The following is a 24,988-nucleotide window of genomic DNA, read 5'->3' as shown; positions in this document are numbered from 1 at the left end:
TAAGCGGCTTTTAAACATAAGGCGCGAGCCAGGCGCGCGCACGGGTGCTGAAGACGGTGATGCCGTTTTCGCACACAAAAGCGTCCAGCGCTTGGTCGTGCGCTTCATTGGGGATGTGGTCGTATTGTTGCACGGCAAAGCCGATGCCGATGCGCAGCGGTTGCTGTGCGCGTCCAAACGACAGGCTGGTGTCGTAAAAGCCACCGCCTTGGCCCAAGCGCATACCGCGCTGGTCTATGCCGATTAAAGGCATCAGCACGATGTCCAATTGTTCCAGGCGGCGCTTTTTGCCTTCATATTGCAAAATGTTCAACACATGGTGGCCATGCTGCGGCGCGGCAGGGTAAGGGGTAAACCACAAGCGACGTTGATTTGGCTCAATATAAGGCGTGTATAACTGGCAACCTTGGCGCATCGCGTCGGGTAAAATGGCACTGATATTGAGTTCACTGCCGCTGGCCAAATACATGCCGATGTTTTTGCCACGGCGCAGCAAGGGCTTGAGCAGGCGACACACTTGCGCTTGGGCACTGCGGCGCTCAGTGGCGGTGAGGTTTAAGCGTTGGCGGCGCAAATGGCGGCGCAAGGTGGCTTTGTCGTGCATGTCCATCCTTATGGGCTGTGTGTGAGGTGTGTGAAAGGGGAAAACTGTGCACATTATATGGTTGGGCTATTTATTTGTAATCACGATGTTTTGCTTTGCACAAGAGAGTTTGCTGCGTGGGGCGGTGTTGTTTGTGTTGCTGGCGGTATTGCCGACACTGTTGGTGGCATGGGTATTGCGCACGCGCCGGCGCAACCGTTTGGAGAAATGGCAACAGCAAAATGCCACCGAAAACAGCGATGTGGTTGCCAAGTGATTGAAACTATTTTACAATAGCGGCCGCTTTTCAGTAGAAAAGCATTAACTTTTTAATGCTCACGCCGTGCGTCAAAGGGTGCCTTCGGGTTCTGTCGCTGCGGTGTTAGGCTTAACCCTTTGAGGAATAAGATTATGTCACAAGTGACTATGCGTCAAATGTTGGAAGCTGGTGTGCACTTTGGTCACCAAACCCGTTACTGGAACCCTAAAATGGCTGAGTACATTTTTGGTGCGCGTAACAAAATCCACATCGTGAACTTGGAAAAAACTTTGCCATTGTTCACTGAAGCTCAAGACTTTGTACGCCGTTTGGCCGCTAACAAAGGCACTGTATTGTTCGTGGGCACCAAACGTCAAGCTCGTGAAATCGTACAAGAAGAAGCAACTCGCGCAGGTGCTCCTTATGTAGATTACCGTTGGTTGGGTGGTATGTTGACCAACTACAAAACCGTGAAACAATCTATCAAACGCTTGGAAGAAAAAAGCGCGATTTTGGAAAACGCTGAACAAAGCGGTTTGAACAAAAAAGAATTGTTGGACTTGCAACGTGAAGTAGACAAATTGCAACGTTCTTTGGGCGGTATCAAAGACATGAAAGGTTTGCCAGACGCAATCTTCGTTATCGACACTGGCTACCAAAAAGGTACCATCGTTGAAGCCGAAAAATTGGGCATCCCTGTTATCGGTGTGGTTGATACCAACAACAGCCCAGATGGCGTGAAATTCGTGATTCCTGGTAATGATGACTCTGCTAAAGCCATTCGTTTGTACTGCCGTGGTATCGCTGACGCGGTATTGGAAGGCAAAGCACAATCATTGCAAGAAGTTCAAGCTGCGGTAGCTGACGCTAAAGCTGCTGAATAATAGCTGGTTGCGACACATCTGAAAAAGGGGCGGCTCTCGCCCCTTTTTTAAAATTCAGGCCGTATTGTGCAAACAAGCGGCCTGAACAAAACGAACACTTATTTAAGGAGTAAACAATGGCTACAATTACTGCAAAAATGGTTGGCGATTTGCGCGCAGCTACTGGCTTGGGCATGATGGAATGTAAAAAAGCTTTGGTTGAGGCTGATGGCGATTTCGAAAAAGCAGAAGAAATCTTGCGCATCAAATCTGGCGCCAAAGCCGGTAAATTGGCAGGCCGTACTGCTGCTGAAGGTATCGTGGTTAGCTCTATCAATGGCCAAGTAGGTGCTTTGGTAGAAATCAACTGCGAAACCGACTTCGTTGCCAAAGACGACAGCTTCAAAGGCTTTGCACAAGCCGTTGCTGACGCTGTGGTTGCTGCAAACCCTGCTGACGTTGCTGCATTGGCTGACGTGGCTTCTGGTGACACCACTGTTGAAGAATTGCGTAAAGCTGTGATCGCTAAATTGGGCGAAAACATCACTGTACGCCGTTTCGTTCGTTACGAAACTGCTGACCAATTGGTGTCTTACATGCACGGCGCGAAAATCGGCGTGATGGTAGAATTCAAAGGCGACGCTGAAGTGGCTCGTCAAGTGGCCATGCACATCGCTGCTGCGCGTCCACAATGTGTGTCTGCTGACCAAGTAGACCAAGACTTGATCGCTAAAGAACGTCACATTTACGAAGAACAAGCGGCTCAAGAAGGCAAACCTGCTGAAATCGTTGCCAAAATGGTTGAAGGTCGTGTGCGCAAATTCTTGGCTGAAGTGACTTTGTTGGGTCAACAATTCGTGATGAATCCAGACTTGACCATCGAAAAATTCTTGAAAGAGAAAAACACCTCTGTGTCAGCATTCACTGCTTACCACGTGGGTGAAGGCATTGAAAAAGCAGTGGTAGATTACGCTGCTGAAGTGGCTGCTGCCGCTAAAATCTAAGCCTGTTAAGGCAATGAACACCCTGATTCCCTGAGTCAGGGTGTTTTTTTAGGTAAAATTTTTGTAATTTCAGCGCGGCGGTTTGTCACAAGCAAGCGATTGCTTTAACATCCTGCCTCAGCTTGAATTCTTTCGTTTAAAACGACTTTCTATTAAAGGTGTTCTCATGGCTGAAGCCGCTCTTCCTTACAAACGCATATTGGTCAAATTATCTGGTGAAGCCTTAATGGGTTCTGATGCGTTTGGCATTAATCGTGATACCATCATGCAAATCGTTAACCAGATTAAAGAAGTGGTTGATTTGGGTGTGCAAGTGGCGGTGGTTGTCGGTGGCGGCAATATTTTCCGTGGCATGGCACAATCGGCCAAAGGCATGGAACGTGCCACTGCCGACTACATGGGCATGTTGGCCACCGTGATGAATGCGTTGGCTTTGAAAGAAGCCTTTGAATCCATAGGCGTGAAAGCGCGTGTGCAATCAGCACTGAGCATGCAACAAATTGCCGAAACCTATACCCGTGGCAAAGCCATGCAGTATTTGGAAGAAGGCAAAGTGGTGATTTTCGGTGCCGGTACAGGCAATCCATTCTTCACCACCGATACCGCCGCTGCTTTGCGTGGTATCGAAATGAATTGTGATATTATGCTCAAGGCCACCAATGTGGATGGGGTGTATAACGACGATCCTAAGAAAAATGCGGATGCCAAACGTTATCAAACCGTGACATTCGATGAAGCCATTCAAAAAAATCTAAAAGTCATGGATGCAACGGCATTTGCCTTGTGTCGTGAACAAAAACTGAACATCAAAGTATTTGGTATCTTCAAAGATGGCGCGTTAAAACGCGTGGTACAAGGTGAAGACGAAGGTACGTTGGTGCATTGCTAAACTTTAGGGTCGATAAGCGGCCTGTAAGTGCAGTTTAATTAAGGGTTAGACATGATTAATGAAATTCAAAGTAGTGCTGAAAGCAAGATGCAAAAATCGCTGGAAGCATTGAAAAACAATTTGGCCAAAGTGCGTACTGGCCGTGCCCACACCGGTTTGTTAGACCAAGTGAGCGTTGATTACTACGGCTCGCCCGTGCCTGTTAGCCAAGTGGCGAACATTACCTTGATGGATGCGCGCACCATCGGTGTGAAACCATTTGAAAGCAAAATGGCTGGCCCAATTGAAAAAGCCATCCGCGATTCTGATTTGGGTTTGAATCCATCTTCTATGGGCGATTTGATTCGTGTGCCTATGCCGATGTTGACCGAAGAGCGCCGCAAAGATTTGATTAAAATCGTGCGTGCCGAAGCGGAAGACGGCCGTGTGGCTTTGCGCAATGTGCGCCGTGATGCCAACAATGAATTCAAGGCCTTGTTAAAAGACAAAGAAATCTCTGAAGACGATGCGCGCCGTGGTGAAGATGCGATTCAAAAATTAACCGATAAAAGCGTTGCTGAAGTAGACAAAATTTTGGCTGCCAAAGAAGCGGATTTGATGGCGGTTTAAGCCAGAGGTTGAGTATGAGCAGTGCAGACAGCACCGTAACACGTTTGATTCCAAGGCATGTTGCCGTCATCATGGACGGCAATGGGCGTTGGGCTAAAAAGCGCTTATTGCCCCGTGTGATGGGGCATAAACGGGGCTTGGATGCACTGGAAGCAACGGTAAAAAATTGCCAAGAGTTGGGGGTGGAGTGCTTAACCGTCTTCGCCTTCTCAACCGAAAATTGGCGTCGTCCGGCCGATGAGGTCGGATTTTTGATGAATTTGTTTTTGCAATCGTTGAAAAAACAGGTGAAACGCCTGCACAACAACAACATCCGTTTGCGCGTCATTGGTAAGCGTGACCGTTTTGGTGCCGACATTCGTGATGGCATCGCCGAAGCCGAGGCATTGACAGCGGGCAATAGCGGTTTATTATTGTCCATTGCCGTCGATTACGGTGGTCATCAAGACATCGTACAGGCCGCCAATAAGGCCATTGCCAGCGGTAAAACCGAGCTGACCGAGGCCGACATCCAAGCGCACATCAGTTTGAACGATGTGGCCACGCCGGATTTGTTCATCCGCACCGGCGGCGAAACCCGCATCAGCAATTTCTTATTGTGGCAATTGGCGTATACCGAATTGTATTTTACCGAAACACTGTGGCCAGACTTTGATTTGGCTGCTTTACAGGCCGCTATTGATTCATTTGGTCAGCGCGAGCGCCGTTTTGGCCGCACCAGTGAACAACTGCCTGAACACGAACAACGGAATTAATCGATATGTTAAAACAGCGTTTCATCACTGCCATGGTGCTGGTGCCATTGATGATGGCCATGTTGTTTTGGTCAAATGACACAGTGTGGTTGTGCTTCAGTGGCGTGATTGCCATCACCGCTTTGTGGGAATACACCCGCTTGGTGGGCATCGTCGGTTTGCATCAAAAACTGTATTTGGGCTTAACCGCGTTTTGGGGTTTGTTCATCATCCGTACCGATGACTTGAGCGGCTTGTGGCAATGGTTGATTTTGCTGTTCTGGTTTATCGGCATGCCGTATTTGTTAAAACGCAAACAAGCCATCAGTACGCCTTGGCAAAAATACGCCTTGGGCCTGCTGTTGATGCTGCCTTTCTGGGGCGCGATGGTGAATTTGCGCGGCGATGATGGCGATAATGCCTTGCCTTTGTTGGCGGTGATGGTGTTGGTGTGGATTGCCGATACCGGTGCATATTTTGTCGGTAAAAAATACGGCAAACGCAAATTGGCGCCCAGCATCAGCCCGGGTAAGAGCGTGGAAGGTGCATTGGGCGGCTTGGCCGCGGTATTGGTATATGTGACTTTGGCACACAGTGCCTTAAGCGGTTTTCCAGACAGTTTATTTCTGACGTGGATTTTGGCGGCGCTGTTAACGGCGGTGAGTATAGGCGGCGATTTGTTTGAATCCATGTTAAAACGCACGGCTGGTGTGAAAGACAGCAGCCAATTACTGCCAGGACATGGCGGCGTGTTTGATCGAGTGGACTCCTTGATTGCGGTATTGAGCGTGTATTGGGTGTTCAGTCAGTGGGGCTTATGAAACAGGTAATCAGCATTTTAGGGGCCACCGGCAGCATAGGTGACAGCACTTTGGACATCGTGCGTCGCCACCGTGACCAATATGAAGTATTCGCCTTGGCGGGCAACCGTCAATGGCAAAAATTAATCGAGTTGTGCACCGAGTTCAGACCACAATACGTGGTGGTGATGGATGAGGACGTTGCCGTAACCTTAAAACAAGGCTTACAGGCCGCATCTTGTGCTACGCAAGTGTTATTGGGGCAACAAGGCTTGTGTGAGGTGGCCAGCGCCAGCGAAGTGACGATGGTGATGGCGGCCATAGTGGGTGCAGCAGGTTTGCCGTCGGCATTGGCAGCGGCGAAAGCCGGCAAAACCATTTTATTGGCCAACAAAGAGACTTTAGTGGTTTCGGGTCAATTGTTTATGGACACGGTGCGCGAACATGGTGCGCGCGTGTTACCGGTGGACAGTGAGCACAATGCGGTGTTCCAAGTGTTGCCACATGAATTGACCCAACACGGCCGTCCGATTACGCAAGACTTGGCCGATTTTGGCATTAACGAAATTATTTTAACCGCGTCGGGTGGCCCTTTTTGGCAACGCGATGTGGCGACGATGCAAGACATTACCCCGCAACAAGCGGTGAAACACCCGAATTGGTCTATGGGGCAAAAGATTTCGGTGGATTCGGCCAGCATGATGAACAAAGGCTTGGAGCTGATAGAGGCACGTTGGTTGTTCAATGCCAAGCCACAGCAATTGACGGCCGTCATCCATCCGCAAAGCGTGATCCACAGCATGGTGCGCTACCGCGATGGTTCGGTATTGGCACAATTGGGTACGCCCGATATGCGCACGCCGATTGCGTATTGCATGGGCGAACCTGAGCGCATCGACTCTGGGGTGAAGCCATTGGATTTCACCACTTTGAGCCAATTGACGTTTGCCGAGCCGGATTTGGAGCGTTTTCCGTGTTTGAAATTGGCGATGCAAGTATTGGCCAGTGGTGGTGATGCACCGTGTGTGTTGAACGCCGCCAATGAGGTTGCAGTCGCAGCATTTTTACAACAGCAAATCGGTTTTACCGACATTGCACGGGTGGTTGAACAGGTTCTGGCTGAAGCAAATACGCAAATCAGCCATAATATCGACGACTTATTGGCCAAAGATGCTTGGGCCCGTATTGCCGCGCAACAGCAAGTGTTGCGGGTTTAATCTGGAAAAATGAGATGACAGGACTGATTTATTTGGTCGCGTTTGTGGTGGCAATTTTGTTTTTGGTCAGCTTGCATGAGTTTGGCCATTACATTGTTGCGCGCTGGTGTGGCGTTAAAGTCCTGCGTTTCAGTGTGGGCTTTGGTAAGCCATTCTGGAAAAAGCAACGCGGTGACACCGAATGGTGTTTGGCGCCGATTCCGCTGGGCGGCTATGTGAAAATGGTCGACACGCGTGAGGGCGAAGTGGCGGAAGCCGATTTGCCATATGCGTTTGACAAACAACCACCGCTAAAACGCATTGCCATCGTGGTGGCAGGGCCGTTGGTGAATTTGCTGCTGGCTGTGGTGTTGTATGTGGCCAGCTTCAATCTGTTTGGTGTGACCGAAATCAAACCGTGGGTAGGTTCAGTAGAAAGTGGCTCGATTGCGGCGCAATCGGGCTTCCAAGAAGGCGATCGCATCACCAGTGTCAATGGCAAAGCCGTGCACGAGTGGATGGATGCGCAAACCGAATTGGTTATCGCTTTACAGGCCGGCAATGTTAACGTGGGCGTGCAAGATGCTCATGGTGTAGCCACAACGCGGGTGTTGAATGCTGAAGCGAATCCAGCTGCGGTAGAAGCGGCAACGCAAGGACAAGGTGTGGGCATTTGGCCCGTGAAGGTTAAACCTGAAATCAGCCAAATTTTGCCCAATTCCGCCGCAGAACGCGCGGGCTTAAAAGCCGGTGACAAAGTCTTGGCGGTGAATGGTCAAAAATTGGCCAATTGGAATGCTTGGGTAGACGTGATTAAGGCTAGCCCTGGTAAGGATTTGGCTTTGGAAGTGCAGCGTCAAAATCAGACTTTGCAATTGATGTTGCGTCCAGATTCGGAAGACCAAGGTCAGCAATTGGTGGGCAAGGCCGGTGTGGCGGCGACTTTGGATAAAGACTGGGAAGCCCAAGTCAAAAGCCAACGCGCGGTTGGTGTATTGGAAAGCGTGGGTTTGGCTGCCAGCAAAACTTGGAATTTATCGGCCTTAACCTTAAAATTCTTGGGCAAATTGATTACCGGCCAAGCTTCGATCAAAGGCATTTCCGGTCCTGTTTCCATCGGTGAAATGGCAGGTAAGTCGGCGATGATGGGTTTGGAAACCTACATTCAATTCTTGGCAGTCATCAGCATCAGTTTGGGTGTGATGAATTTGCTGCCCATCCCCGTCTTGGACGGTGGACATTTGTTGTATTACATCATTGAGTGGGTGCGTGGGAAACCATTGAGCGAACACGTGCAAACCGTGGGTTTGAAAATTGGCTTATGCATTATGGGTTTGTTTATGCTCGTGGCCTTCTTTAACGATTTCACGCGAATTTTTGGATAAAACTTTATGAAATTAAAATTAATTGCTGCAAGTATTGTTGGTTTGGGCATGTCTACAGCGGCTTGGGCGGTTGAGCCATTTACCATTCAAGACATTCGCATCGAGGGTTTGCAAAGAACTGAGCCCACCACGGTTTTCAGTTATTTGCCAGTACAAGTAGGTGATCGTTTCAGTGATGCGCAAGCGCAAGCCATCATTAAAGATTTGTATGCCACCGGTTTCTTTGACGATGTGCAAGTGGAAACCATGGGCAATCAGGTATTGTTAACCGTGGTAGAGCGGCCTGTAGTGACCGATTTGCGTGTCAGCGGTGGCAAGGCAATTAAAAACGACTTAATCCGCACCAATTTGCAAAACTTTGGTTTGGCCACTTCACAAACGTTTGATGAGGCGATTTTGGCACAAGCAGTGGAAGGTTTGAAACGCGAGTATGCCAACCGCGGTAAATACGATGCCAAAATCACCCCAAAAGTGACCCGTTTAGATCGCAACCGTGTTGAGGTGGAATTGACCATTGATGAGGGTGAAACCACCACCATCAAAAACATTGAATTTGACGGCAATGAGCATTACTCAGACCGTACTTTGCGCAACCAAATCAGCCATACCGAAAGCGGATTGTTCACTTGGTTCCGTAAAAGCAACCGTTTCTCGCAAGAAAAAATGCCTGCTGATTTGGAAAGCCTGAGCGATTTCTACCAAAACCGCGGTTATTTTGATTTCAAAGTGACCAATGCCGAAGTCTTGCCCAATCCTGATGACAAAACCGAATTGAACATGAAAATTTCGGTGAACGAAGGCCAACGCTATCGCTTTGGTACGGTCGATATCGTAGGTGATTTGTTAGACGTTCCGGCTGAAGAAATCAATGATTTGAACAAAATCAAAGCCGGTAAATTGTATGAGCGCAATAAAGTGATGGAGCTGGTGCGTGATGTGCAATCGACCATGGGCAATTATGGTTATGCCTATACCTCGGTGGAAGTACAGCCGCGTCCAAATGCCGCAGACGCAACTGTGGACTTTACCGTGATGGTGAATCCAGGGCGTAAGATTTACGTGAACCAAATTAACATCGCCGGTAACAACAAAACCCGCGATGAGGTGGTGCGCCGAGAATTGCGTCAAATGGAAAACGCCACTTACGACCAAGCCAAAATCAACCGTTCCAAAGAGCGTATCCAACAATTGGGTTATTTTGACAATGTGAAAGTGGATGCGGTACCGGTACAAAATTCACCCGACCAAGTGAACTTGGACATGGCGATGACCGAACGCTCAACCGGTTCAATTGATGCTGCTTTGGGTTATGTGCAAGACGATGGCATCGTGTTGTCAGGTGGTATTGCCCAAGACAATTTGTTTGGTACTGGTAAGTCGGCCAGCTTGCGTTTGTCTAACAGTTCGTCTTCCAAAGCTGCGGCAATCTCGTTTACCGATCCGTATTTCACCCCCGATGGCGTGAGCTTGGGTTACGACGTGTTTTACCGTGAGTACGATGCGCGCGAAGCCGAGGTCAGCAATTACAAAACCTCGACTGCGGGTGTGGGCATCCGCATGGGCGTGCCAGTGACCGAATACGACCGTGTTAACTTTGGTTTCACGCCTGAATGGATGAAATTGAAGTTGTACGAAGGTGCGCCAGCTCGTTATACCGAATTCGTGGAAAAATACGACGGTAAAGGCTCTATGGGTGCGGATTTCTTGACTTTGAAAGCCAATGTGGGTTGGGGCCGTAACAAAACCGACAGTGCTTTGTGGCCGACTCGTGGTTACATCATGAAAGCCAATGCCGAAATCGGTTTGCCAGGTGGCGACATTCAGTATTACAAATTGACGCATGGTCAAACGTGGTTCTTCCCACTAAGCAAAAACCTGACTTTGATGCTTAACGGTGAAGTGGGTTATGCCGATGGCTATGGCAAAACCGATGAATTGCCATTCTTCCATAACTTCTATGGCGGTGGTTTGGGTTCGGTGCGTGGTTATGAAAGCAGCAGCTTGGGCCCGAAAGAGCCGAATGGCTATGACAATGACTACGACTACATGGGTGGTAATATGAAAGCCGTGGCCAATGCTGAGTTGTTGTTCCCATTGCCAGGCATCAAAGACCAACGTTCGGTGCGCTTGAGTTTGTTTGCCGATGCCGGTTCGGTATGGGATAACGATTTACACGATAAACATGATAATACGAAGTATAAGAGTACATTTACTGAAGAATTGCGCTATTCTGCAGGTGCTGCGTTTACATGGTTGTCACCTATGGGACCGTTGAAATTCAGTTATGCCTATCCTTTGAATAAAAAAGACGGCGACGAAGAACAACGCTTCCAATTCCAATTGGGTACAACCTTCTAGAAAGGTGTGTGAAGATGCGTTCATGGTTGATGGCAACGGGTATGACAGTGGCCTTAATGGCCAGCACGGCTTCAGCATGGGCTGAACCCGTGCAAAAAATTGGTTTTGTGAACACCGATAAGGTGTATCGTGAATCCAAAGATGCGCAGTCCATAAACAAAACCTTGGAAAAAGAGTTTGGCTCGCAGTTTAAGCAGTTGCGCAAATTGGAAAAGCAAGGCATAGAGTTACAAAAGCTGTTGCTTTCCAATAAATTGCCGCCTGCTGAACAAAAAAATCAACAAGAACGCATGGCCAAAATCAACAAAGAGTATTTGGCATTGAAGTCTGCGACCGATGAGGAATACTCGTTGCGCCGCAATGAGGAATTCGCTTCCATGCAGCAAAAAGCCAATCAGGCTTTGATTGAGTTGGCCAAAGCGGAACATTATGACGTGATAGTGAAGGATGTGGTGTATGTGCGCTCTGAATTCGATATCACCGATAAACTGATACAAATCATGAATCGTAATTAAGATGAAGTTATCTGAAATCGTTGCAAAAATCGGTGGTGAGCTGTTTGGGGTCGATGTGGAAGTTGGGCAATTGGCACCGTTAGAAAGCGCAGATGGCACGGCCATCGCCTTTTTGAGCAATCCCAAATACCACCACCAATTGTCAGACACCCAAGCGGCGGCAGTCATTGTTCACCCCAGCGTGGTCGATGTGCCTGAGCACTTGAGCATTATTCGCAGTGACGACCCTTACCTGTATTTTGCCCAATTGGCATGGTTGTTTCATCCTCGTGCACAAGCCAATCACCAGCGCCATCCTAGTGCGGTGGTGGCAGACAGTGCGATTGTGCCGGCCAGTTGTGAAATTGGCGCTCATGCTTATGTGGGTGAACACACGGTATTGGGTGAGAACTGTCGCGTGTTGGCTGGTGCGGTGATTGAACACGATTGTGTGTTGGGTGACGACTGCGTCATACATCCCAATGTCACTGTGTACCATGGCTGTACCTTGGGTCAACGCGTTGAAATCCATTCGGGCACCGTCATCGGTGGCGATGGTTTTGGCTATGCCCCGGTGAAAGCCGATGGTTCATGGTTTAAGATACCGCAAACCGGCGGGGTGACCTTGGCCGATGATGTTGAAATCGGCTCCAATTCCACCGTAGACCGTGGTGCTTTGGAAGATACCCGCATTGGTCGTGGCAGTAAAATCGACAATTTCGTGCAAATTGCCCACAATTGCCAAGTCGGTGAACACACCGTCATCGCGTCTTGTACCGGCATTTCCGGCAGTTGCAAAATTGGCAATCACGTGGTGATTGCCGGTGGTGTGGGCATGGCCGGTCATTTGACCATAGCTGACAAAACCTTTATTGGCGGTGGCACCAACATCACCAAATCCATAACCGAAGCAGGGCATTATGCCTCTGTCTATCCGATGCAGACCTTCAAAGAATGGAGCAAAAACGCGGTGTATGTGCGCCGCCTTGCCGACATGAATGGTCGCATCAAACAACTTGAACAACACATCGCTGCACTTGGCGGCGCAAAAGAATAACTGAGGACACTCAAGCATGACCGAATATGCATTACCCATCGAAGCCAAGACTTTGCAAACCTTATTGCCGCATCGTTACCCTTTTTTGTTGCTCGACCGCGTCACTGCTTTTGAAGCCAACCAAACCTTAACCGCCATCAAAAACGTCACCATGAATGAGCCGTTTTTCCAAGGCCATTTCCCTGATTTTCCGGTGATGCCTGGCGTGTTGATTACCGAAGCCTTGGCGCAAGCTTGTGGTACTTTGGCGATTTTGTCGGAAGGCGGTCGCAACGACAAAGAAATTTACTTCTTTGCTGGCATAGACAATGCCCGTTTCAAACGCCAAGTCATTCCAGGTGACCAATTGGTGTTTGAAGTGGAATTGTTGCAAAGCAAACGCGGCATAGGCAAATTCAAGGCCGTGGCCAAAGTGGACGGTCAAGTGGCGGCCGAAGCCGAAATCATGTGTGCCAAAAAAGTAGTGGGATAAGCCATGGCAGCAACCAACATCCATCCCCAAGCCATTGTTGACCCGAAAGCCGAATTGGCCGAAGGCGTGAGCGTTGGTCCGTTTTCGATTATCGGCCCGAATGTGCGCATTGATGCCGGTACCGAAGTAGGTCCGCACGTGGTCATAGATGGCCACACCAGCATAGGCAAAAACAACAAGATTTTCCAATTTGCCTCTTTGGGTGCGCAGCCGCAAGACAAGAAATACGCCGGTGAACCCACCAAATTGATTATTGGTGACAACAACACCATCCGCGAATTCACCACTTTCAATACCGGTACGGTCACAGGCATAGGCGAAACCCGCTTGGGCAACGACAACTGGATTATGGCTTATGTGCATTTGGCGCACGATTGCGTGGTGGGGAATCACACCATTTTCGCCAACAATGCCTCATTGGCTGGCCATGTCACCATCGGTGACTGGGTGATTTTGGGCGGTTATTCCTTGGTGCATCAATTTTGTATCCTAGGCGATTATTGCATGACCGCGTTTGCCGCCGGCGTGCACAAAGACGTGCCACCGTATGTGATGGCAGCCGGTTACCGTGCCGAACCCAAAGGTTTGAATACCGAAGGCATGCGCCGTCGTGGCATGAGTCCAGAGCAAATTGAACGCGTGCAACACGTGTACAAAGTCCTTTACCGCCAAGGTTTGGCTTACAACGAAGCCAAAGCGCAAATCATCGAATTGGCGCAAAGCCAAGAAGAAGTGCAGGTATTTGCCGACTTCTTTGCCCAGTCGACGCGCGGTGTGATTCGTTGAGGTCTTGAACTCCAGTACAAGCGTCCTGTAAATTACAGGACGCTTTTGTTTATTCAGAAAAAGTATCCATATGAGCAAGTCGGTATACCAGCATCAAGGTTTTGTGGCGTTTGTCAGTGCCCGTTTAATGGCGGTTTTGGCCACGCAAATGCAGTCTGTGGTGGTGGCATGGCAAGTGTATGATTTGACCCGTGACCCCATGGCTTTGGCCTTGGTTGGTTTGGCACAGTTTATTCCGATGTTGCTATTGGTTTTGCCCGCCGGTGATTGGATAGACAGGTTTAACCGCAAATGGGTGTTGGGTGGCAGTTGGTTGGTCGGCTGTGCCTGTTCGCTGATGTTGTGGTGGTTGGCAGGGCATGGTGAATCGGGCATCAATGGCATTTATGCGGTGTTGATGGTGTATGGCTGTAGCCGCGCCTTTTCCGCGCCAGCAATGCAATCCTTGTTGCCACAAGTGGTGGAACGCGAACAATTGCCTGCCGCCATTGCCGCCAACTCCATGCTGATGCGTGGCGCTGCCATCGGTGGCCCTTTGGTCGGTGGTTTCTTATATGCCTATGGCGGCGGCAGTGCCACGTTTATCGTGTGCGCGCTGTGTTTTGGTTTGGCCAGCAGCTTGCTCACACGCGTGCCTTTGCTCGACCCCGAGGGCGTGAAAGCCGCGATGCGTTTGGCCAGACAAGCGACTTCGTCTATGGTCGAACGGGTGCGCGAAGGCATGCGCTTTATTTGGCGCCATCCGGTGGTGTTGGGCTCGATTTCCTTGGATTTGTTTGCGGTCTTGCTCGGTGGCGTCATCGCCTTATTGCCGATTTACGCGCAAGAGGTATTGCATGTGAACGCTTCCGGCTTGGGCATTTTGCGCAGCTCCATGGCCGTGGGCGAGGTCTTGTGCGGCCTGTATTTGAGTACCCATCCGTTTAATAAAAACATCGGTCGCAACCTGTTTATTGCGGTGACGGTGTTTGGCATCGCCAATTTGGTGTTTGCGTTTTCGCACCTATTTTTATTGTCGTGTGCAGCCTTGTTTGTGGCGGGCGCAGCCGACATGGTCAGCGTCTACATCCGCAGCTCCATGGTGCAATTGTCCACGCCCGATAGCATGCGTGGCCGTGTCAATTCGGTCAACAGCTTGTTCATCAGCTCATCGAATGAATTGGGTGAATTTCGTGCCGGCTCCAGCGCGGCCGCGTTTGGGGTGATACCTGCAGCGGTGATGGGTGGGGTGTGTACTTTGCTGGTGGTGGGCTTGTGGTCGAAATGGTTTCCCAGCCTCAGACATGCCAACCGTTTTGCCGATGTGGAATATAAAAGCAAAGACGCAGCTTAACTGGTTGTATCCTACAAGTGGCCTGTAAATGTTTACAGGCCGCTTGTGATTGCTTGGGCAGAGGGCGCGTTAATAATTTCCAGGTACTCATCAATTTTAAGTTTGAGCAGAGGCAAATCCAGTTGCTTATTGGTGTAGAGATTGCTCCAGTATTTATTTTCGTTGAAGCCAGAGCTGTATCTTGACGAGTTTTTGGTGGATTGGGTGATGTATCCCCAAAACCACAAATCATCCCAAACTTCCATCTGTTTTGCATTGTAGCGCTGCTGTAAAAATGCATTGATGCCATTGAAGTTGGCAGGGCAATCCACTTTTAAATCCACTTTGAAAACATGGGTGATGACGGAGTCAACAGGTAAAAACAGTCGGTCATCTGTTTGTAACTCAGGGAAAGCTGCAAAAATAGCCAGCTCGGGTGCGTAGTGGTCGGAATGAAGGTGGTAGAGTGCTTTAACCAACAGTGCAGCAGTTTTGGGCCCCCAACCTTTTTGTTTGTTTACAACATCATAGAGGTGTAAATAAGGCTGGGTGTTGGGGTCAATTTTTGCTTTGCTAGGCGGAGTGCCTTGCTCCAAAAATCGAACAAAATCGGTAAAAGTTTCAATGCTGCTGTGACAAGCAAAATACTGTTTAAAAAATGGGCCAATGGCATCCATTTTAGGTCGGCTTTGTGTGTGAACAACACTGTGCAATAAACAATACAACCGTTGCGTCAACGTGGTGTGTTGGGACAAGGTATGCCGATAGTAATTTTGCTGTACTTCGTGATTGTAAACACGGTTGCTCTCAAGAAAGGCAAAAAGGCGTTGTGGTGTATCCATAAGGCTCGCATTGTCAGAGGGTTTTTTCAGGTTGAGAGTGTTTACAGGCCGCTTGCGTGTTCGGTGGCGGTGGTTTTACCCAATTCCATATCACCCCAAGCCTTCAACGCCAATATTACTGGCGCCAAAGTTAACCCGCGTTCGGTCAGCGAATACTCGACCTTGGGCGGCACTTGCGCATACACCACCCGCAGCACAAAACCATCGGCCTCCAAGGCGCGCAATTGGTTGGTGAGCGTGCGTTGGGTGCAATTGGGAAACAGCTTTTGCAATTGGCTAAAGCGCAAGACCGATTCTTGCAGCAAATGGTACAAAATCACCCCTTTCCATTTGCCGCCTATCAATTCCAACGTCGCTTCGACGCTGCAGCCAACGGCGCAATCAAAATGTTCGTGTTTTAACTTGCTCATGGTGTTCTCTTGTATGGTGTCGGATAAGACACTGGCTGTCGATTAAGTGCGTTCTTACGCAAACACAGGGTTCACGCTATGATAGCAGCACTGTCCATCAAGGAGTATTGCCATGCAAGCCATAGGTTTTGAAACATCGTTGCCCATCGCTGACGAGCGCTCATTGTTTGCCTTTGAGGCCGCCATGCCGACCATCGCCGCCCATGAGGTATTGGTGAAAATCGCCGCCATCGCGGTTAATCCTATTGATATCAAAGTGCGTAATTTTGGTGCACCGCCTGCCGGTGAAACCCGTATTTTGGGTTGGGATGCCGCCGGTGTCATCACCGAGGTGGGTAAAGATGTCAGCGGTTTTCAAGTGGGAGACGAGGTGTATTACGCTGGCGTGGTCAACCGTGCCGGTTGCAATGCCGAATACCAAGCGGTAGACGCACGCATCATCGCCAAAAAACCGCACAGCTTGGATTTTGCCCAAGCCGCAGCCTTACCATTGACCAGTATGACCGCGTATGAAGGCTTGTTTGACCGTTTGCAAGTGAATGTGAGCAGTAACATGCGCAATCGGGTGTTATTGGTCATCGGTGGTTCAGGTGGTGTCGGCTCACAAATCATCCAACTGGCCAAACAATTGTCCGACTTGACCGTGGTCGCCACCGCCTCGCGCCCTGAAAGCCAAGCGTGGTGCCAAGAATTGGGTGCGGACGTGGTCATAGACCACCGCAATAATTTGCTGGAGGAATGGCAAAAAACCGGTTTGCCGGCCCCAAGTTGGGTATTCTCGACCCAACACACTGACGACTACGCTGAACAATTGGCCGCTTTGATGGCGCCGCAGGGTAAATTGGTGATGATAGATGAGCCTGAAAATTTAAAATTGACATGGTTTAAAGCCAAATCTATCTCACTGAACTGGGAATCCATGTTCACCCGCGGTATGTTCGTCACCGCCGACATTCAGCGCCAACATGAAATACTGACCGAAGTCGCCGCGCTCATCGACGCAGGCAAAATCAAAACCACGCTGAACAAAGTCATCAGCCCCATCAATGTTGCCAACCTGAAACAAGCGCACAGCGACATCGAAAGCGGCAAAAGCATAGGCAAAATCGTGTTGCAAGGTTGGTAATGCATTCAGTTTCAATAAAAGCGGCCTGTAAATCATTACAGGCCGCTTTTTTTATTGCGTAGGCTTGTGAGTGAGCAAAAATATCTGCCACAGGTAAGGCAGGGGATTAGGTATTTATTTCTAAAGCCAGCTAAAACAAAAACATGGCTTGAATTGGATGGATTACTCCAATTAAAATAGCCAACACTACAAGCAGCTGATTTTAATCACCAACTGAATGGGAGTGGCATCATGAGTTCTTACTATGGTACGGAAAATAACGATGTGTTAAAGGGTACAGGGTGGCGTGACAATCTGTATGGTTATGCGGGAAATGATGTTTTGTACGGGTATGATGGTGGAGACTATTTTGATGCTGGAGCAGGAAACGATACCGTGTACGGTGGGGACGGCGATGATAGGTTAGAAGGAGGCGCTGGCAATGATGTGTTATGGGGTGACACGGGTGATGATTATCTTGTGGGGAGCCTTGGCAATGATGTCTTGCGTGGGGGAGCAGGGGTAGATTCACTGTTTGGGGAAGAGGGAGATGACTATTTAGATGGTGGTGCTGGTGATGACTGGCTCAGAAGTGGTGATGGCACGAATCAATTATTGGGTGGCAGTGGCAACGACACTGATTTGTATGCACTGGATAAAGGCTATAACACCGTCATAGACAGTGACGATACCACTGCCATTGATACGGTTAATTTTATCAACAGTTTTGACTACTCATTTCAAAGAGTGGGATTTGATTTGCGCGTACTTGATGCAGACGATGCCAATAACACCACCGTCATCAAAGATTTTTTCAATTATGCCAATCAAGCCTACCGTAAGAATTTAAATTTTGCTGGGCATATGTATTCATTGCAGGAAATGCAACTCTTTGCCTTTTTCGCCGATTGGCAAGGAAGCAGTGGCGCTGATGTGATACGGGCCTCCAATGTGTCTGAAGATTTGTATGGGGGAGCTGGTAATGACACCTTATACGGTTATTTGGGCGTTGATGATTTGTATGGTGAAGCTGGAAACGATACCTTATATGGTGGTGGTGGGCGCGATTATCTGGTCGGTGGACTCGGCAATGATACTTTGATAGGAGAATTGGGTGATGACGAGCTAGAGGGTGGCGAGGGCAATGACAGCGATACTTACATAGTGTCTAAAGGTTCGGGTGCGGATGAGATTTATGACATTGATGATACGACGGCGACAGATACCATCCGCTTCAGTGGCATCGCCAGTACTCAAGTGAAATTTTCAGGGGTGAATACTCACTTAACCATCAGTGGTTATGGTACAGACAATGATGGTGTGTTGGTGTGGCGCTACTTTGACAATACTGTTAATGCCCACAACAAAAAATTCGTCTTCAGCGACAAGACTTTGACCTTGAGTGACATGCAGTCGGGTATCATCCGCGTTCCCCTTAATGGCACGGCGGCAGCTGAAACACTGTATGGCAGTAAAGTTGCCGATGCGATATACGGTTTGAATGGCAATGACATTATTTATGGTTACGAGGGTAATGATGTCATTCAGGGCGGCAATGGCAATGACAATATTATTGGTCATGCCGGCAATGATGGCTTGAATGGTAATGCTGGCAACGACACCTTGGGTGGTGGTACGGGAGATGATGTTTTATACGGTGGTAGCAGCAATGACATCGACTTATATTTGTTTCAAGCTGGTGCAGGTCGTGATGTGGTGATAGACACGGACGACACCACCGCGACAGATTCTTTGCGCTTCAGTAACATCAACAGCGCCGCCGCTACTTTCAGTAGGTCCGGCAAGGATTTAATCGTTAAATATGGCGCGACCGATCAAGTAACGGTTAAACAGTTTTACGACACCAGCGTCAAAGCCGGGCGCAAGCAATTCCAATTTGCCGACAAAACCATTACCGCCGCGCAAGTGCCTGCATTACTGCAGCAAGCACAAGCTTTGAAAACGGCTGTGGCGAGTTTGAGCAGTGGCGATACGACGCTTGTTGCCAGTGCGAGTATTAATACTCTTCCAGCCAATACAATGGCAGCAGCAGTGTAAATCATCATCTATTATTAAAAATAGCGGCCTGTACATTGTAACAGGCCGTTTGTATTTGAAGGATACATTCAATTTTAAATAGATAAAAATAGATAAAAATAGATAAAATAAATTATGAAAATAGTATTTTTACTCTCTATAATATAAATCAAATCAATTGGTTGTATTTTAAAATAACTTTGATTAGAATCAAATAAAGTGCATTTATTATGGTTGTTGTTTGATTTTAAAGGAGTTAATCATGGCTGTGATCTGGGGTACTTTATTAGACGATATTTTGCAAGGTGCCAGCGAAAATGACTCCATTTATGGGTATGCAGGTGCGGATCAATTATTCGGAGGCTTGGGGAATGATGTTTTAGATGGAGGTTCTGGGAACGATATACTCACAGGTGGATGGGGGGATGATACCTTATATGGTGGCTTAGGCGACGATATCTTAAAAGGAGAAGTTGGGCATGACAAACTATATGGTGGTAGTGGTAATGATCAACTATTTGGAGGTATAGGTAACGATACTTTGTATGGTGAGATTGGTAATGACGTGTTGTTAGGTGAGGACGGAAACGATGTATTGTATGGGGATTTGGGTACCGATACCTTGAATGGTGGGTTGGGGAATGATGTGTTGTATGGAGGTGCTGGCAATGATGTGTTGTATGGGGGAGCTGCCAACGATGCCGATACTTATTATTTCTCCGCTTATCAAAGCAATGGTGTGGATTTGCTTATAGATACTGATGATAAAACTACCGTAGATACTTTGGTGTTTGACAATATCAATCGCACTAATGCAACATTTTCCCGTGCTAATCAAAATCTTATCATCAAATACGATACCTCGAGTCAGGTGGTGGTTGAAAACTATTTTAATTCCAGTTTGTTTGCACATACCAAGCAATTTCAATTTAAGGATATGCTATTGGATTTGAAGTATATGCAGTCTGGAGCATTGCGTTTTAGTATTACTGGCTCGGATGATCCAGATACTTTAATGGGAAGTAATGTTGCTGATATCTTACTAGGTAATGGTCGCAATGATATATTGCATGGCTTGGAGGGCAATGATGTCTTACAAGGCGGTGATGGCAATGACATTCTTAATGGTGGTAATGGTGATGATGGTTTGAATGGTAATGCGGGTAGTGATACTTTAAATGGGCAAATGGGGAACGATTTGTTGTACGGCGGAACTGGCAATGATGCCGATACTTATAATTTTGCCAGTGGTCATGGTATTGATGCAGTCATAGATACGGACGATACCACCGCAGTGGATACATTACGGTTTTTGAAAACCAATAGTAGTGTCGTAAGGTTTAGCCAATTTGGTGATAATTTGGTCATAGATGGTTACGGTGGTGGAGCCAAAGTGACAGTGCGTGAGTTTTTTAATGAAACCTTAAGCGCAGATAGTAAGCGTTTTGTATTTGATGATAAAACCATTAGTGCTGATCAAGTGAAAGCCATGTTGGTTTCTGCTATGAGTGCTATGGGTTCTAGTGCCGGTAGTGGTAGCAGTGCTGTTGTGAGTAATAGTAACAACACACCTTCATTGGTGGCTGCAAGCAATTAGTTGTTTAATACATACCTTGCTCTGTATTTTAAGCGGCCTGTAATGATTTACAGGCCGCTTGTTTGTGTCTATGGCACAGGCTTTATACCCAGCCATCTGCGCGTAAGTGCGCATACACTTGAATCACGCCGGCAACTTGGGTATCCAGTTGTTGGAATTCATCCCAAGTAAAGTAACGGGCGGCGCCGATTTCGGCTTGGGCTTGGAAGGTGTCGCAGCCTAAGTCATACACAAAACAGTCTTGTTCCATGGTGATGGCTGGGTATTCGCCATAAGCGGGGGCGCTGATGTGGGTGTAATGGCGCAGGCGGGTGGTGTCTAAGTTCAGAGACAATTCCTCGTTGATTTCACGCAGCAGCGCTTGTTCGGCGGTTTCGCCGGCATCGATTTTGCCGCCGGGCAAATACCACGCCTGTTTGTGTTTGCTGTAGGCCAAGAGCAAAGCTTTATGCTGCACGATGATGAGGCCAGCGGTGGCGAGGGTGTGGGCTTGGGTCATGGTGTTGGGTGGGCAGAATTAACGGTCAAGAGGAGTGCATGATACACATATGGATGAATCGCCGTCACGTTGGAACTTATGCATCGTATCAAGCGGCCTGTAAGTGATTTACAGGCCGCTTATGAGAACTTGGTTGCATCGCAAGCAGGAGTGTCTGTGTGATGGTGGGCGGCACTGTTGGCCATGAACAATGGCAGTATTGCCATATGAACACATAGGAACGCACAGGTGTACGGATTTTGGGCATTAGAGTCAGCGCCTGCTTTATGATTGGTGAATTCATCAGACTGAACTCTAGGCAAGCCATCCGAGTGACAATATTTCAATGACATTTTTGTGAGTGGATGCAAAGCCTTATTGCGCGATGTTGCCACAACATAAGCGAATTTAAGCGGACACAAAACCACAGAAGTAAATTTCAGTTAAAATGGCGGATTATTTTCGGATAGTCTAGGCTACATGAGTACACAACGTCCTCTTACCATCGCCTTAATCGCTGGCGAAGCATCGGGTGATTTGCTGGGTGCGCATTTGATTGCGGCATTGAAACAGCATTATCCGCATTGTCGTTTTGTTGGCATCGCTGGGCCTTTGATGCAAAAAGAGGGCTGCGAGAGCCTGTATTCACAAGAGGCCTTGGCGGTGCGCGGTTTTACCGAGGTGGTGAAACGCCTGCCGAGCATCTTGAAAATCCGCAAAGGCGTGGTGGCGCAATTAACCGCCATGCGGCCGGATGTGTTTATTGGCATAGACGCGCCCGATTTCAATTTGGGTGTGGCCGAAAAGCTTAAAGCCGCCGGTATTCCGACCATTCATTATGTCAGTCCATCGGTGTGGGCGTGGCGGCGCGAGCGCGTGAACAAAATCGTGCACCAAGTCAATCGTGTGTTGTGCCTGTTTCCAATGGAGCCGCAGCTGTACATAGCCGCCGGTGGCAAAGCCGATTTTGTTGGCCATCCGTTGGCGCAGACTCTGCCTTTAGAGCCTGACAAAGAGGGCGCACGCCGTCAATTAAAGCTGGAAGAAGCCGAGCAAGTGATTGCGGTGATGCCGGGCAGCCGTGTCAGCGAAATTGATTACATGGGCACGGTGTTTCTCGATACCATCCCATTGATTTTGGAATCCTACCCCAACGCGCAATTCTTGATACCGGCCGCCACCACAGCGACGCGCCAGCGTTTATTGGAATTGTTGGACAAAGATCAGTATAAAAAACTGCCAGTACGGGTGATGTCGGCACACGCGACTTTGGCCTGTGTCGCCGCCGATGTGGTGTTGGTGGCCAGTGGCACGGCCACGCTGGAAGTGGCTTTGTGCAAACGACCTATGGTGATTTCCTACAAGATTTCCGGTTTGACTTACCGTTTGGTCAAACACAAAATCAAAGTGCCACATGTCGGTCTGCCGAACATCTTGCTCGGTCGCGGTGCAGTACCAGAATTGTTGCAAAAAGATGCCACGCCGACCAAGCTGGCCGCAGCAGTGGTGCATTGGCTAGACCATCCGGAAGAAGTGCAAGACTTACAGGCCGCTTTCACCGAGCTGCACCTGAGCTTAAAATTGAATACCGATGAACTCGCTGCCAATGCCGTATTGGCAGAAGCGAAAGCCTTACCGTGACCCTATTGTTTGCAGGGGTGGATGAAGCAGGGCGTGGCCCGTTGGTCGGCAGTGTGTTTGCCGCCGCGGTGATTTTGCCCGCCGATTATGATTTGCCCAAACTCACCGACAGCAAAAAGCTGACCGAAAAATGCCGCGATGAACTGGCGCCTTTAATCAAAGAACAGGCCTTGGCTTATGCGATTGCTTCGGCCAATGTTGCCGAAATCGAGTCGCTGAATATTTTGCACGCCACCATGTTGGCGATGAAACGCGCGATTCTGGGTTTAAATCTGGCGCCGCATGAGGTGTTGATAGATGGTAACCGTGTACCGCCCGAATTGCCGTATGCGGCGCGTGCCATTGTTAAAGGCGATTTGAGTGAGCCGGTGATTTCCGCCGCTTCGGTCTTGGCCAAAACCGCGCGCGATGCCGAAATGTATGCGCTGGATAAGCTGTATCCTGAATACGGCTTTGGCCGCCACAAAGGCTATGGCACGCCCGAGCATTTGGCCGCTTTGGAACAATACGGCGTGTTGGCCGAACACCGCGTTGGCTTCAAACCGATTAAAGACATGGTGCAGCGTGAGTTGTTTTAAGGCGTTGCCACAGCAGAAAGGAAGACGATGAAAGGTTTTGCCAGTGTGTGGGTGTTTGCCGGCCGCGGCGATTTCGATGGCTGGGAGGCGCTGGAGCGCTATATCGAGCCAGTATACGATGCCCAAGTCAATGCGCAAGCGTCGGCGTTTATGCGCGAAGTGGGCTTGCAAGATTACGAGCCCGATTGCATAGAGGCGGAATTGTTGGAGGCAGGTGAGGTGTTGCCCTTGGCTGAATTATTGGATGGGACTTCTTATGGCGAACAGTGGTTGCGTCGTTTGCCGGCCGATGTCAGCGCCAATGCGGTGATTTGCGTGTTCAGTCCCAACCGCATCAGCACGCCTGAAGCGTGCAAGCTGCCATTCATAGGGCAATACGCCTACATTCCTTAAGCGATGTTTGAATAATATAGCGGCCTGTAAACCTGATATCAGCGTTTACAGGCCGCTTGGCTGCTGGGCAATCATAAACTGTGATATAAGAAGCAGCACAGATCAGAGGGAGGGTTGGCGATGATACGCAGTTGGGTGATGGTGGGATTGCTGTTGTGGCAGCAGATGGCGCTGGCGGAGGAGTTGGACGCGGCATGGCGGCAGCTGGCAGTGCCTGCACCGTTGGCCAGCACTTGGCAAAAACTGCAACAAACGGCCAAACTGCCGGCTCGGGCTGAATTTCGGGCGCGTGCTCAGGCGCAGCTGCGCGCGTTCACTTGGGCTGCGCAAACACCGGCATTGCAACAGGATTTGGCCACGCGTACTCAGCGCTATCCTGCGCCCAAATACCGCATGTTGTCGGCGCAAACCCTCACCGAACGCCGCATCGGCAACGTGCCGTTCAGCGTGCGCATGTCACACCAATTACAGCCCTTGCCCAATGGGCAAGCGACTTTGTGGCAAATGCAGGTGTTGAGCCGTATGGGTGGGGAGCGTTTTCGCACTGAGGCCGAAGCGATATACCACCCTGCCATGGGATTGGTGAGCACGTGGATGGACAGCAGTGAACATTCAGAAATCAGCACGACGCTGTCGCAGCAGCAAGTGGACTATTTGGCCGATGGCTCCTTGCCACGGCATTACCGTGAATCCAGCGTGACTGCTTACCGCTATTTATGGGATGTGCCAAGTACTGAGCGCAGCAGTACCGGCGAGTGCAGCGCCAGTGAGCCGTATGCAGCCACGCGCATCCATCCCAATATCAAAGGCCGCGCCCAAAGTGTGCAATGTTTAACCCGCCCCAACGACCACGCTGTTAACACCATAGACATGGTGTATTTGCTGGATTACCAAGTGTTTGTGCCGACATGGCAACATTATTTGGAAGGCGATTGGCAATGGCGGATGTTGGCGTTTCAAGGCACTTAAACCGGGTTTAAGCGGCCTGTAAAATGGGTTAGGCTGATGGGTTGTAATGGAGTAGTGCATGTGTTAACCATTGGGCTGAAGCTCTGACAGCGAGAGATTGAACGCAGCGAAGCGCGCTGATTTTGGCGCGCTTTGAT

Annotated in this window: 26 protein-coding genes; 22 read left to right on the top strand and 4 right to left on the bottom strand. The window is 49.1% G+C overall.

Annotated elements, in window-relative coordinates; genetic code table 11:
* Positions 1–10: 10 nt before the first annotated feature.
* Positions 11–604: a 5-formyltetrahydrofolate cyclo-ligase gene (locus tag BN3003_RS01610; protein ID WP_058304994.1), complete on the bottom strand. Its 594-nt coding sequence runs from the start codon at positions 602–604 to the stop codon at positions 11–13.
* 46 nt (positions 605–650) lie between these two features.
* Here BN3003_RS01610 and BN3003_RS01605 point away from each other — a divergent pair, with 46 nt between their 5' ends.
* The 15 genes from BN3003_RS01605 to BN3003_RS01535 all read left to right on the top strand — a co-directional run bounded on the left by BN3003_RS01605 (position 651) and on the right by BN3003_RS01535 (position 14,822).
* Entirely contained in the window at positions 651–860 is a 210-nt protein-coding gene (locus tag BN3003_RS01605; protein WP_058304993.1) for a hypothetical protein, read from the top strand.
* A gap of 134 nt (positions 861–994) precedes the next feature.
* Entirely contained in the window at positions 995–1,726 is a 732-nt protein-coding gene (rpsB, locus tag BN3003_RS01600; protein ID WP_058304992.1) for a 30S ribosomal protein S2, read from the top strand.
* A 116-nt stretch (positions 1,727–1,842) separates the two neighbouring features.
* Entirely contained in the window at positions 1,843–2,709 is an 867-nt protein-coding gene (gene tsf / locus BN3003_RS01595) for a translation elongation factor Ts (RefSeq protein ID WP_058304991.1), read from the top strand.
* 166 nt (positions 2,710–2,875) lie between these two features.
* Complete coding sequence (pyrH, locus tag BN3003_RS01590) at positions 2,876–3,598, top strand: UMP kinase (RefSeq protein WP_058304990.1); 723 nt, start codon at positions 2,876–2,878, stop codon at positions 3,596–3,598.
* A gap of 51 nt (positions 3,599–3,649) precedes the next feature.
* Positions 3,650–4,207 (top strand): ribosome recycling factor, encoded by a 558-nt coding sequence (gene frr / locus BN3003_RS01585; protein ID WP_058304989.1) that lies wholly within the window; start codon positions 3,650–3,652, stop codon positions 4,205–4,207.
* Between the two features lie 14 nt (positions 4,208–4,221).
* Positions 4,222–4,962: a polyprenyl diphosphate synthase gene (gene uppS, locus BN3003_RS01580; protein WP_058304988.1), complete on the top strand. Its 741-nt coding sequence runs from the start codon at positions 4,222–4,224 to the stop codon at positions 4,960–4,962.
* Positions 4,963–4,967: 5 nt separating this feature from the next.
* On the top strand, positions 4,968–5,762 hold the full coding sequence (locus tag BN3003_RS01575) for a phosphatidate cytidylyltransferase (protein WP_058304987.1): 795 nt from the start codon (positions 4,968–4,970) through the stop codon (positions 5,760–5,762).
* Complete coding sequence (gene ispC / locus BN3003_RS01570; RefSeq protein WP_058304986.1) at positions 5,759–6,958, top strand: 1-deoxy-D-xylulose-5-phosphate reductoisomerase; 1,200 nt, start codon at positions 5,759–5,761, stop codon at positions 6,956–6,958. The genes BN3003_RS01575 and ispC overlap by 4 nt, the downstream gene beginning before the upstream one ends.
* A 23-nt stretch (positions 6,959–6,981) precedes the next feature.
* Entirely contained in the window at positions 6,982–8,322 is a 1,341-nt protein-coding gene (gene rseP, locus BN3003_RS01565) for an RIP metalloprotease RseP (RefSeq protein ID WP_187119838.1), read from the top strand.
* A gap of 6 nt (positions 8,323–8,328) precedes the next feature.
* Positions 8,329–10,680 (top strand): outer membrane protein assembly factor BamA, encoded by a 2,352-nt coding sequence (bamA, locus tag BN3003_RS01560; protein ID WP_058304984.1) that lies wholly within the window; start codon positions 8,329–8,331, stop codon positions 10,678–10,680.
* Between the two features lie 14 nt (positions 10,681–10,694).
* The gene (locus BN3003_RS01555; protein ID WP_082625483.1) at positions 10,695–11,195 is read left to right on the top strand and encodes an OmpH/Skp family outer membrane protein; all 501 of its coding nucleotides are present in this window, start codon (positions 10,695–10,697) and stop codon (positions 11,193–11,195) included.
* Between the two features lies 1 nt (position 11,196).
* Positions 11,197–12,231 (top strand): UDP-3-O-(3-hydroxymyristoyl)glucosamine N-acyltransferase, encoded by a 1,035-nt coding sequence (gene lpxD / locus BN3003_RS01550; protein WP_058304982.1) that lies wholly within the window; start codon positions 11,197–11,199, stop codon positions 12,229–12,231.
* A gap of 16 nt (positions 12,232–12,247) precedes the next feature.
* Entirely contained in the window at positions 12,248–12,703 is a 456-nt protein-coding gene (gene fabZ / locus BN3003_RS01545; RefSeq protein ID WP_058304981.1) for a 3-hydroxyacyl-ACP dehydratase FabZ, read from the top strand.
* A gap of 3 nt (positions 12,704–12,706) precedes the next feature.
* A complete protein-coding gene (lpxA, locus tag BN3003_RS01540; RefSeq protein WP_058304980.1) occupies positions 12,707–13,489 on the top strand; it encodes an acyl-ACP--UDP-N-acetylglucosamine O-acyltransferase in 783 nt (260 codons plus the stop codon).
* Between the two features lie 70 nt (positions 13,490–13,559).
* Positions 13,560–14,822: an MFS transporter gene (locus BN3003_RS01535; protein WP_058304979.1), complete on the top strand. Its 1,263-nt coding sequence runs from the start codon at positions 13,560–13,562 to the stop codon at positions 14,820–14,822.
* 32 nt (positions 14,823–14,854) lie between these two features.
* Here BN3003_RS01535 and BN3003_RS01530 read toward each other — a convergent pair whose 3' ends face one another.
* On the bottom strand, positions 14,855–15,643 hold the full coding sequence (locus tag BN3003_RS01530; protein ID WP_147645297.1) for a hypothetical protein: 789 nt from the start codon (positions 15,641–15,643) through the stop codon (positions 14,855–14,857).
* A 41-nt stretch (positions 15,644–15,684) separates the two neighbouring features.
* Positions 15,685–16,053 carry a winged helix-turn-helix transcriptional regulator gene (locus tag BN3003_RS01525; RefSeq protein WP_058304977.1) on the bottom strand — a complete coding sequence of 123 codons (369 nt, stop codon included), beginning with the start codon at positions 16,051–16,053 and terminating at the stop codon, positions 15,685–15,687.
* 112 nt (positions 16,054–16,165) lie between these two features.
* Between BN3003_RS01525 and BN3003_RS01520 the strand changes: the two genes are divergently transcribed.
* From BN3003_RS01520 to BN3003_RS19270, 3 genes are all read left to right on the top strand, one after another.
* Positions 16,166–17,179, top strand: coding sequence for a zinc-binding alcohol dehydrogenase family protein (locus BN3003_RS01520; RefSeq protein WP_058304976.1), 1,014 nt, complete (start codon positions 16,166–16,168; stop codon positions 17,177–17,179).
* Between the two features lie 231 nt (positions 17,180–17,410).
* Complete coding sequence (locus tag BN3003_RS01515) at positions 17,411–19,216, top strand: calcium-binding protein (RefSeq protein ID WP_082625482.1); 1,806 nt, start codon at positions 17,411–17,413, stop codon at positions 19,214–19,216.
* Between the two features lie 241 nt (positions 19,217–19,457).
* Positions 19,458–20,792, top strand: a complete 1,335-nt coding sequence (locus BN3003_RS19270) for a calcium-binding protein (RefSeq protein WP_058304974.1) — start codon at positions 19,458–19,460, stop codon at positions 20,790–20,792.
* Between the two features lie 82 nt (positions 20,793–20,874).
* Here the strand turns inward: BN3003_RS19270 and BN3003_RS01505 are convergent, their stop codons facing one another.
* Complete coding sequence (locus BN3003_RS01505; protein WP_058304973.1) at positions 20,875–21,291, bottom strand: NUDIX hydrolase; 417 nt, start codon at positions 21,289–21,291, stop codon at positions 20,875–20,877.
* 459 nt (positions 21,292–21,750) lie between these two features.
* Here BN3003_RS01505 and lpxB point away from each other — a divergent pair, with 459 nt between their 5' ends.
* The 4 genes from lpxB to BN3003_RS01485 all read left to right on the top strand — a co-directional run bounded on the left by lpxB (position 21,751) and on the right by BN3003_RS01485 (position 24,851).
* Entirely contained in the window at positions 21,751–22,911 is a 1,161-nt protein-coding gene (gene lpxB, locus BN3003_RS01500) for a lipid-A-disaccharide synthase (protein ID WP_058304972.1), read from the top strand.
* Positions 22,908–23,489 carry a ribonuclease HII gene (rnhB, locus tag BN3003_RS01495; protein ID WP_058304971.1) on the top strand — a complete coding sequence of 194 codons (582 nt, stop codon included), beginning with the start codon at positions 22,908–22,910 and terminating at the stop codon, positions 23,487–23,489. The genes lpxB and rnhB overlap by 4 nt, the downstream gene beginning before the upstream one ends.
* Positions 23,490–23,516: 27 nt before the next feature.
* Positions 23,517–23,882, top strand: coding sequence for an immunity 22 family protein (locus BN3003_RS01490; protein WP_058304970.1), 366 nt, complete (start codon positions 23,517–23,519; stop codon positions 23,880–23,882).
* A gap of 120 nt (positions 23,883–24,002) precedes the next feature.
* Positions 24,003–24,851 (top strand): hypothetical protein, encoded by an 849-nt coding sequence (locus BN3003_RS01485; protein ID WP_058304969.1) that lies wholly within the window; start codon positions 24,003–24,005, stop codon positions 24,849–24,851.
* Positions 24,852–24,988 lie beyond the last annotated feature (137 nt).

The organism is Vitreoscilla massiliensis (assembly GCF_001457815.1).
In the GTDB taxonomy this organism is placed as follows: domain Bacteria; phylum Pseudomonadota; class Gammaproteobacteria; order Burkholderiales; family Neisseriaceae; genus Vitreoscilla; species Vitreoscilla massiliensis.
Note: the sequence above shows the minus strand (reverse complement) of the source record. Positions and strands in the feature narration are given on the sequence as shown.

Coding starts and splice junctions, on each gene's coding strand:
- pyrH (WP_058304990.1), top strand. CDS start 2,876: ATGGCTGAAGCCGCTCTTCCTTACAAACGCATATTGGTCAAATTATCT.
- frr (WP_058304989.1), top strand. CDS start 3,650: ATGATTAATGAAATTCAAAGTAGTGCTGAAAGCAAGATGCAAAAATCG.
- ispC (WP_058304986.1), top strand. CDS start 5,759: ATGAAACAGGTAATCAGCATTTTAGGGGCCACCGGCAGCATAGGTGAC.
- BN3003_RS01535 (WP_058304979.1), top strand. CDS start 13,560: ATGAGCAAGTCGGTATACCAGCATCAAGGTTTTGTGGCGTTTGTCAGT.
- BN3003_RS01555 (WP_082625483.1), top strand. CDS start 10,695: ATGCGTTCATGGTTGATGGCAACGGGTATGACAGTGGCCTTAATGGCC.
- bamA (WP_058304984.1), top strand. CDS start 8,329: ATGAAATTAAAATTAATTGCTGCAAGTATTGTTGGTTTGGGCATGTCT.
- BN3003_RS01530 (WP_147645297.1), bottom strand. CDS start 15,643: ATGGATACACCACAACGCCTTTTTGCCTTTCTTGAGAGCAACCGTGTT.
- BN3003_RS01610 (WP_058304994.1), bottom strand. CDS start 604: ATGCACGACAAAGCCACCTTGCGCCGCCATTTGCGCCGCCAACGCTTA.
- lpxD (WP_058304982.1), top strand. CDS start 11,197: ATGAAGTTATCTGAAATCGTTGCAAAAATCGGTGGTGAGCTGTTTGGG.
- BN3003_RS01515 (WP_082625482.1), top strand. CDS start 17,411: ATGAGTTCTTACTATGGTACGGAAAATAACGATGTGTTAAAGGGTACA.
- BN3003_RS01525 (WP_058304977.1), bottom strand. CDS start 16,053: ATGAGCAAGTTAAAACACGAACATTTTGATTGCGCCGTTGGCTGCAGC.
- fabZ (WP_058304981.1), top strand. CDS start 12,248: ATGACCGAATATGCATTACCCATCGAAGCCAAGACTTTGCAAACCTTA.
- rpsB (WP_058304992.1), top strand. CDS start 995: ATGTCACAAGTGACTATGCGTCAAATGTTGGAAGCTGGTGTGCACTTT.
- lpxA (WP_058304980.1), top strand. CDS start 12,707: ATGGCAGCAACCAACATCCATCCCCAAGCCATTGTTGACCCGAAAGCC.
- BN3003_RS01505 (WP_058304973.1), bottom strand. CDS start 21,291: ATGACCCAAGCCCACACCCTCGCCACCGCTGGCCTCATCATCGTGCAG.
- BN3003_RS01520 (WP_058304976.1), top strand. CDS start 16,166: ATGCAAGCCATAGGTTTTGAAACATCGTTGCCCATCGCTGACGAGCGC.
- tsf (WP_058304991.1), top strand. CDS start 1,843: ATGGCTACAATTACTGCAAAAATGGTTGGCGATTTGCGCGCAGCTACT.
- BN3003_RS01485 (WP_058304969.1), top strand. CDS start 24,003: ATGATACGCAGTTGGGTGATGGTGGGATTGCTGTTGTGGCAGCAGATG.
- BN3003_RS01490 (WP_058304970.1), top strand. CDS start 23,517: ATGAAAGGTTTTGCCAGTGTGTGGGTGTTTGCCGGCCGCGGCGATTTC.
- lpxB (WP_058304972.1), top strand. CDS start 21,751: ATGAGTACACAACGTCCTCTTACCATCGCCTTAATCGCTGGCGAAGCA.
- BN3003_RS01575 (WP_058304987.1), top strand. CDS start 4,968: ATGTTAAAACAGCGTTTCATCACTGCCATGGTGCTGGTGCCATTGATG.
- uppS (WP_058304988.1), top strand. CDS start 4,222: ATGAGCAGTGCAGACAGCACCGTAACACGTTTGATTCCAAGGCATGTT.
- BN3003_RS19270 (WP_058304974.1), top strand. CDS start 19,458: ATGGCTGTGATCTGGGGTACTTTATTAGACGATATTTTGCAAGGTGCC.